This window comes from Cellulosimicrobium cellulans, assembly GCF_001722485.1.
Taxonomy (GTDB): Bacteria; Actinomycetota; Actinomycetes; order Actinomycetales; family Cellulomonadaceae; genus Cellulosimicrobium; species Cellulosimicrobium cellulans_A.
On sequence record NZ_LWGL01000163.1, the window covers coordinates 1 to 6,697 of the forward strand.

A 6,697-nucleotide genomic window follows, 5' to 3' on the forward strand; every position below is an offset into this window, starting at 1 on the left:
GCGTCCCCGCCCGTCCCCCGACGGGGACCGCCCGCGAGCTGCGCGGCCGGCCCGGACGCCACCGGTTCCTCGGGCGCCGCACCGGCGGCGGGGAACACGTGCGACCACGCGGCGTCGCCGGCGAGCGCGTACCCGTCGAGCGCGTACGCCGTCACCGTCACCGTGCCGGCGGCGGCGTGCACGCCCGGCGCGGCCACGGCGTCGCCCAGGCGGTACTCGAGCCCCTCGACCTGCGGGACGTCCACGGTGCCCGTGCCCGGCCCGCCGTCGGTGAACGTGGGCGCGACGGGCGTGACCGCGGTGGTGCCGTCGAACCTCAGCTCCACGCGCCACGGGGCGCCCTCGCCGGGCATGGCCTCGACCGGGACCCCGTCGACCTCGAGCCGGTGGCCCGGCGCCGCCGTCAGCGTGAGGACGACGACCGCCTCGTGGTCGACGTAACCCGTGACCGGGTGCGTGCTGCCCGGCGCGAGCACGGTGCCCTCGGCGTCGGCGACGACGAGCCCCGGCACGTCCGGGACCACGTAGGAGTCGGCCGTCCCGTCCCCGTCGACGACCTCCGGGCGGGCCGCGTCGACCGGGGCCCGCCGGTCGAGCGCGGCGGCGCGGGACGCCGTCGTGCCGTCCGCGAGCAGCAGCCGGTGGCCGGCCTCCGCCACCGCGACGACGACGAGCGGCGCCACGGCGGGGTCGCCGTCGAGGCGCCAGTGCGCGTCGTCGCGCGTCGCGACCTCGGCCACGGGCTGCCCGTCGACGAGCCACCGCACGCCCACGGTCTCCGGCAGCAGGTAGGAGGTCCCCGTGCCGGTCGTGCGCACCACGACCTCGGGCACCGGGACGGTCACGAGGTCGTGGTGCGCCACCGCGGTCGTGCGTCCCGGGGCGTCGGCGAGGCCGGGAGGCGTGCCGCCCTCGGTCGCGCCCGCCGGCGTGGGGACCACGAGGACGCACGCGAGCGCCGCCGCCGCGGCCAGCGCGCGGAGTCGGGCGGTTCGCTTCATGACCGTGCGGGCTGCGCGCCCGTCCTCCTCTCCCGGCTCGGGTCGGCCGGTACGGCCCCGCGAACCCTATGCGCGACGACCGCACCTCAGCCCGCGCGACACGCGGACCGGGTCGCGCAGGCCACGCACGCGGGGTCCGACGCCCGGTCCGCCCCGCTCGTCCGGGTCCGTGCCGGGGGTCCGCGAGGGACGGACCACGCAGCGCGGGCGAAATCGTGCACTGGCCGGGAACGCGCGCAGGACCTCGCCTATGGTGAAGGTCGGATCGGCACGGTGCCGCTGCTGAGACACGTCGACGACGCCGCCGACGTCACGTCCCTGGGCCGCACCGAGGAAGAGCGGGGAGGCGGAATGCCGGAGGCGGACGCGAGGCCCTTCCGCCTGTACGGCGCCCCCCGAGCCCCCCACCTCGAGCTCGTCCGGGAACGCCTCCTCGACCGGCTCGACGCCGACGCGGCCCTGCGCGTCGTGCGCGGCCCCGCCGGGAGCGGCAAGACGTCGCTGCTCGCGGAGTGGGCGCGGCGCCGGGGTGCGGTGGGCGTGTGGTTCACGGCCACGCCGGCGACGACGCGGCTCGACCTGTGGCGCGCCGTCGCCCGGCGGGCGTCGCGCGCCGGGCTCGAGGGGTTCGACGCCGCGTTCGGCCCGGGCGACCTGGAGGCGGACGAGATCCCCGAGCGGCTGGCGGAGGCGTTCCTCGCCGTGCCCGGTGACGTGGTCGTCGTCGTCGACGATTACCACGAGGTCGACGGCGACGAGGTCCACGCCGACGTGCTCCGGCTGCTCCGGCTGTGCCCCACGCTGTGCGTCGCGCTGGCGACCCGGACGGTGTCCCCGCTGGAGTCGCCCGTCGTGGGGCTCGAGCTCGACCGCACGGTGATCACCGCCGACCAGCTGCCCTTCACGCCCGACGAGACGGCGCGGGTCCTGCGGCACGCGGGCGTCGACCTCGACCCCGCGACCGCGCACGTGCGCACGGGCGGCCAGCCGCTGTACCTGCGGGTGGCGATGCTCGCCGCCGAGATGGCGGGCTCCCACGGGACGCCGGCGCACGTCCAGGTCGCGGACGAGCTCCTGCGGGCCGCGATCGACAAGCAGCTGCAGGGGGCGGCCCGGACCCGGCTCGAGCAGCTGCTCGAGCCGTGCGCCGTCCCGGACATCCTCACCGCCGACCTCGCGGTCGCGCTCAGCCGCGACCCGCAGGCGCCCGAGCTGCTGACGATGCTCGAGGAGCGCGGGCTCGGCACGTGGGAGCGACGGCCGTCCGGACGGGTCTTCGTGCTCTTCCCGGTGGTGCGCTCGCTCGTGCTGGAGACGTCGCGCCGCGAGCGCCCCGAGGAGTCGCACCGGCTCGAGCTGGCCACCGCGCGCTGGTACCTCGCCAACGGCTACCCCGTGGAGGCGCTCGGGCACGCGGTCACGGCCGGCGACCTCGACGTCGCCTCGGCGGCCGTCTCGCGCTACTGGGCCGAGCTGCTCGAGCCGCACACGCTCGCCCGGCTCGGTCATCTCAGCCGCATCCCGGTGCACGAGCTGCGCCGCTACCCGCTCCTCGCGGGCGCCCTCGCGATCCACCACGACAGCGTGCCGGGCCAGCGCGGCGAGGCGATCGAGATGTACCGGCTCGCGCTCGCCGCGATCAAGCCGCGCGCCCGGGCCGCCTCGCCGACGGAGCGGGTCGTCCTCGAGGTGCTCGAGTCGGTGGCGCTGCGCTCCACCGGGTCGGCGCAGCGCGCGCTCGAGCCCGCGCGACGCGCCCACCGGTCCCTCACCGAGCTCCGGCTCGACGAGCGTCGCCAGATGGTCCGCGAGCTGCCGCGCCTGCGCGCCGAGATCGCGATGTCGTTCGCGCGCGGCGGCGCGTCGGGCGAGGCGCTGTCCGTGCTCGACGACCTCGGCGACTCGCCCACGGAGAACCCGCGCACGCTCTACGGCCTGTCCCTGCGCGCCCTCGTCCGCGCGATGCGCGGCGACATGCCGGAGGCCGAGCGCGACCTCGAGATCATCGACGCCTCGCCGCACGAGCAGGTGCACGCCGGGCGTGACGACGACCTCTACCGCCTCGCCCGCGCGCTCGTGCGCCTCGAGCGGTTCGACGCGCGCGGCGCACAGGCGCACCTCGACGTCATGCGCCCGCACCTCGCGACGCTCGAGTCGCGGCCGCTCTTCGCGACCGTGCAGGCGTACGTGGACCTCACGGCGTTCGAGACGGCGCTCGGCAGCGAGCGACTGCGCCGGTACGTGGACTCCGAGCGCGGGGCGCGGCGCCTGACGACCCGCAACATCGAGCAGGTCGGCTACGCGAGCGGTCTGCTCAACCTCGCGCGCGGGCGGGTCGGCGCGGTCCACGCCCTGCTGAAGGTCGCGCCCGCGCAGTCGCCGCGCACACCGCTGCTGCGTGCGCACGTCGCGCTGCTCACCGACGGGTGGCAGACCGCGCGCGACCTGCTCGTGGAGCGCACGCCCCCGCCCGACGCCGCCCCGCGCCTGCGCGTCGCGCACTGGGCGCTGCTGGCGGCCGCGCTCACGCACGCCGACGACGACACGGCCGCGTGCGACGCGCTCGGCAAGCTCGCCGCGGTCGCGGAGGACCGCCGGCTGCGGTTCGCCCTCGCGCTGCTCCCCCGCCGCGACCTGCGCGCGCTCGCCGACCTCGCCGCACGCAGCCGGGACCAGACGGCGCAGCGCGTGATCGCCGAGGCCGAGCCCGTCCCCGAGCTCTTCGTGCCGATCGCCGACCTGCCGCAGCCCCTCACGGACCGCGAGATCGTGGTGCTCGACGCGCTGATGCGGCACGCGACCGCCGCCGAGATCTCCCGGAGCCTCATGGTCTCGGTCAACACCGTGAAGAGCCAGCTGCGCTCGGTCTACCGCAAGCTCGGCGTGCGCCGGCGCGAGGACGCGCTCGCGAAGGGGATCGACCTCGGCCTCATCGCGGCCGACCACGTGGACCCGGCGACGGCGCTCGGCGACCTGTGAGGGCGGCCCGGCGTCGCGGTCGGCGTCGCGGTCGGGGTGCCGGGGTCGGCGTCGGTGCCGGGCGCGCCCGGCCGGTCAGACGAGGTCGTCGACGATCTTGGCCGACGCGCGCATCTCCTGGCGGGCGCGGTCGTCGTCGATCTCGCCGCCCGCGGCGACGAGCGCGGCGCGGCGCAGCCACGAGAACAGGACGAGCACCGGGTAGCTGTCGTCGCCGAGGTAGACCCGCCGCCGCCACGACGCCCACGCGACGGCGCGGGTCAGCGCGACGACCGGGTCGTCCATCGCGCTCGCGGCGTGCGCCGCGTTCTCCCAGCCGTGCTCGGCCTCGCTCATGAGGCGGGCGCCGTCGCGCCCGAGCGGCCGGGCCAGCGCCGCGAGACCGATGTCCTCACGGATCTCCGTGGCCTCCGTCGGGACGAGGTCCAGCCCGTCGCGGTAGGTGCCGAAGGTCGCGGGGTCGACGTGGCGCCACGGGTCGTGCTCGGGCAGCGAGTCGAGGAGGTCCGTGAGCGTGCCGGCGAGCAGCGTGACGGCGCGCAGCCGGTGACCGCGCGCCTGGTCCCGCATCGCCTCGAGGGTGGCGACGCGCTCGTAGGGGTCGACCAGCGGCTCGACGAGGCCGACGGCCCAGGCCGCCCACGTGGTGTCGTCCCACGCGGCCGGCCTGCCCTCGTCCGGGCTCATCGCGGCGCCACCGTCCGGTGCCGCCCCGTGCCGGTGCGCCGCCCGCCGTGCGGGGCGCCGCCGGGTCCGGAGGCGGACGGTCCCGCTGCGCGCGGCGACCGGGACGGCGTGCAGGCCGTTGCGGCCATGCGCCCACCTCCTGCTCTCGTCTCCGTCTCCGCGCCCCCGCCCGGCGAGACGTTCGCCAAGGCGGAAGTGTAGCCACGCCGCGCCTCCTCCACGACGCGGCACGACGGCCCGTCCCGCGGGCACCGTCCGCCGCCCCGTCCGCCGACCCGGCCGCCCCCGTCCCACGGACCGGGCGGAAAGGGATGAAAAAAGGGTGAACCACGGTGTGAAAGAAGCGTGTAGGGGTGCAGGACGTCCTGATGCGACCTCATGCTTGAACCGTGAAATACCAGGTTGCTCCGAGCACGCATCCCGAGCGGGTGCGCGAGGCGCCGGAGCGCGCCGTCGAGGAGCCCTCGGCCGACGACACGACGGTCCCGGACTCGGTCCGCGCGGAGGTCGCGCGCATCGTCGCGCTCGAGGACGACGCCCGGTACCACGCCGAGGTGTCGTCCTTCATCGCCACCCACCGCCCGCACTGGCGCCGGATCGCCGCCCAGCTGTGCCGCGCGAACGCCGTCCCGGTCACGCGGTACGTCGACGACGTCGACGCGATCGTCACGGAGACCGCCTGGGAGATGCTCGAGCGCTCGCGCCGCGACCCCGGATACCTGAGCACGATGCGCTCGTTCCTCGCGATCCTCGTCTACACGGCGCGCCCGCGGGTCCGCTCGTTCGTCGACCACGCGACGGCTCCGGCGTCCGGCATGGTCGCGGCCCAGCGGCGCCGGCGCGAGCTCGCCCGCACGCGTTCCGAGCTCGCCGCCCTGCGCGGCACGACGCCGTCCGTGCAGGAGGCGGTCCGCGCCACGAACGAGCGCCTGGGCGCGCAGCGCGCCGACGTGGTGCGCCAGGGCATGGTCGTGACCGAGGCCGACGAGCTCGTCCTGCGGGGCGCGCTGCCGTTCGACGACGCGCTCGACGCGGACACCCACGTCGAGGCCGACCCCGACTGCGTGCTCCACCCGGTCGAGGTGCCCGCGCTGCTGCGGTCCGTCGTGGACGCCGCGCGCGCCGAGCACCCGGCGCGCGGTCGCGTGGCGGCGCTGTGGATGTCGGAGGCCTACGGCGGCGGGGGGCCGCTGCCCGGCCAGGACACCGTGGTGTGGATCTCGCGCACGCTCGGGCTGCCGCGCCGCCGCACCGTGGCGCACATCGAGCGCGTCCGCGAGCTCGCGGTCGAGCACCTGCGCACCATGGGGATCGACGTCGACGCGCTGGTGCACGCGTGAGCGACGACGGCCGGCACGCGCGCCACCCGGCGCGGCACCGCGGTCGTGCAGCGGTGCGAGAATGAGCGTCGCCGTGTGAGCGTGCGTCATGGGGACGCCGGGGGACGCAGGGATGCAGGGGGACTCAGGGGTACAGGGGGCCAGGGGAATGTCTGACGCAGGGGCCGGGTGGCAGGACCCGGGAGTCCGCGGGGTGCTCGCGGGTGTCTCGAGGATGCCGAGCGCCGCGCGCGAGCACGCGCTCGCCGTGGTCGGCGCGCAGCACGCCCCGGAGCTCGAGCACGACGCCCGTCCCCACGGCGCCGTGGTCGTCGTCCCCGCCGGTCCGCGCGTCACGTGACCGGGCGGCGCCCGACGGCACGGTGACGGAACGCGCCCTGCGCTGCACCGCGGCGCGTGCCGCCCACCAGGGCGACGAGCCGGCGAGGACCCACGCGGCGACGACGAGGGCCGTCACGGCTCGTCGCCCACCGCGCGGGCGCGGGCGACGAGCCGCTGCGACCACGTCCGGCCCGCGAGGAGCATCAGCACGCCGAGCAGCACGCCGACCGTGCCGATCCCGCCGTCGAGCGCCGTCGCGACGGGGTCGGCGCCGAGCACGTAGCCGAGCAGCACCCCGACGGCCGGCAGCCACAGCAGGACGCGCGTCGTCGCCCGCGGCCCGGCGAGCGCGGCGTCCCGGGCAGCGGC

General features: G+C 77.0%; 4 protein-coding genes and 2 pseudogenes. 3 read left to right on the plus strand and 3 right to left on the minus strand.

Going from position 1 to position 6,697, the window contains the following annotated elements; translation table 11 throughout:
• Positions 1-1,001 (minus strand): annotated as a pseudogene (locus tag JZ5iCDA_RS14310) (hypothetical protein); the annotation flags it as partial.
• Positions 1,002-1,274: 273 nt separating this feature from the next.
• Here JZ5iCDA_RS14310 and JZ5iCDA_RS14315 point away from each other — a divergent pair.
• Positions 1,275-3,980 carry a helix-turn-helix transcriptional regulator gene (locus JZ5iCDA_RS14315; protein WP_069387776.1) on the plus strand — a complete coding sequence of 902 codons (2,706 nt, stop codon included), beginning with the start codon at positions 1,275-1,277 and terminating at the stop codon, positions 3,978-3,980.
• Between the two features lie 75 nt (positions 3,981-4,055).
• Here JZ5iCDA_RS14315 and JZ5iCDA_RS14320 read toward each other — a convergent pair whose 3' ends face one another.
• Positions 4,056-4,667 (minus strand): hypothetical protein, encoded by a 612-nt coding sequence (locus JZ5iCDA_RS14320; RefSeq protein WP_069387777.1) that lies wholly within the window; start codon positions 4,665-4,667, stop codon positions 4,056-4,058.
• Between the two features lie 389 nt (positions 4,668-5,056).
• On the opposite strand from JZ5iCDA_RS14320, the gene JZ5iCDA_RS14325 reads away from it, so the two are divergent.
• Together JZ5iCDA_RS14325 and JZ5iCDA_RS18495 are read left to right on the plus strand one after the other, a co-directional pair.
• Positions 5,057-6,007, plus strand: a complete 951-nt coding sequence (locus tag JZ5iCDA_RS14325) for a hypothetical protein (RefSeq protein ID WP_139123125.1) — start codon at positions 5,057-5,059, stop codon at positions 6,005-6,007.
• Between the two features lie 148 nt (positions 6,008-6,155).
• The gene (locus tag JZ5iCDA_RS18495; RefSeq protein ID WP_139123126.1) at positions 6,156-6,347 is read left to right on the plus strand and encodes a hypothetical protein; all 192 of its coding nucleotides are present in this window, start codon (positions 6,156-6,158) and stop codon (positions 6,345-6,347) included.
• A gap of 113 nt (positions 6,348-6,460) precedes the next feature.
• Here JZ5iCDA_RS18495 and JZ5iCDA_RS19030 read toward each other — a convergent pair.
• Positions 6,461-6,697, minus strand: a pseudogene (locus JZ5iCDA_RS19030) (hypothetical protein); the annotation flags it as partial.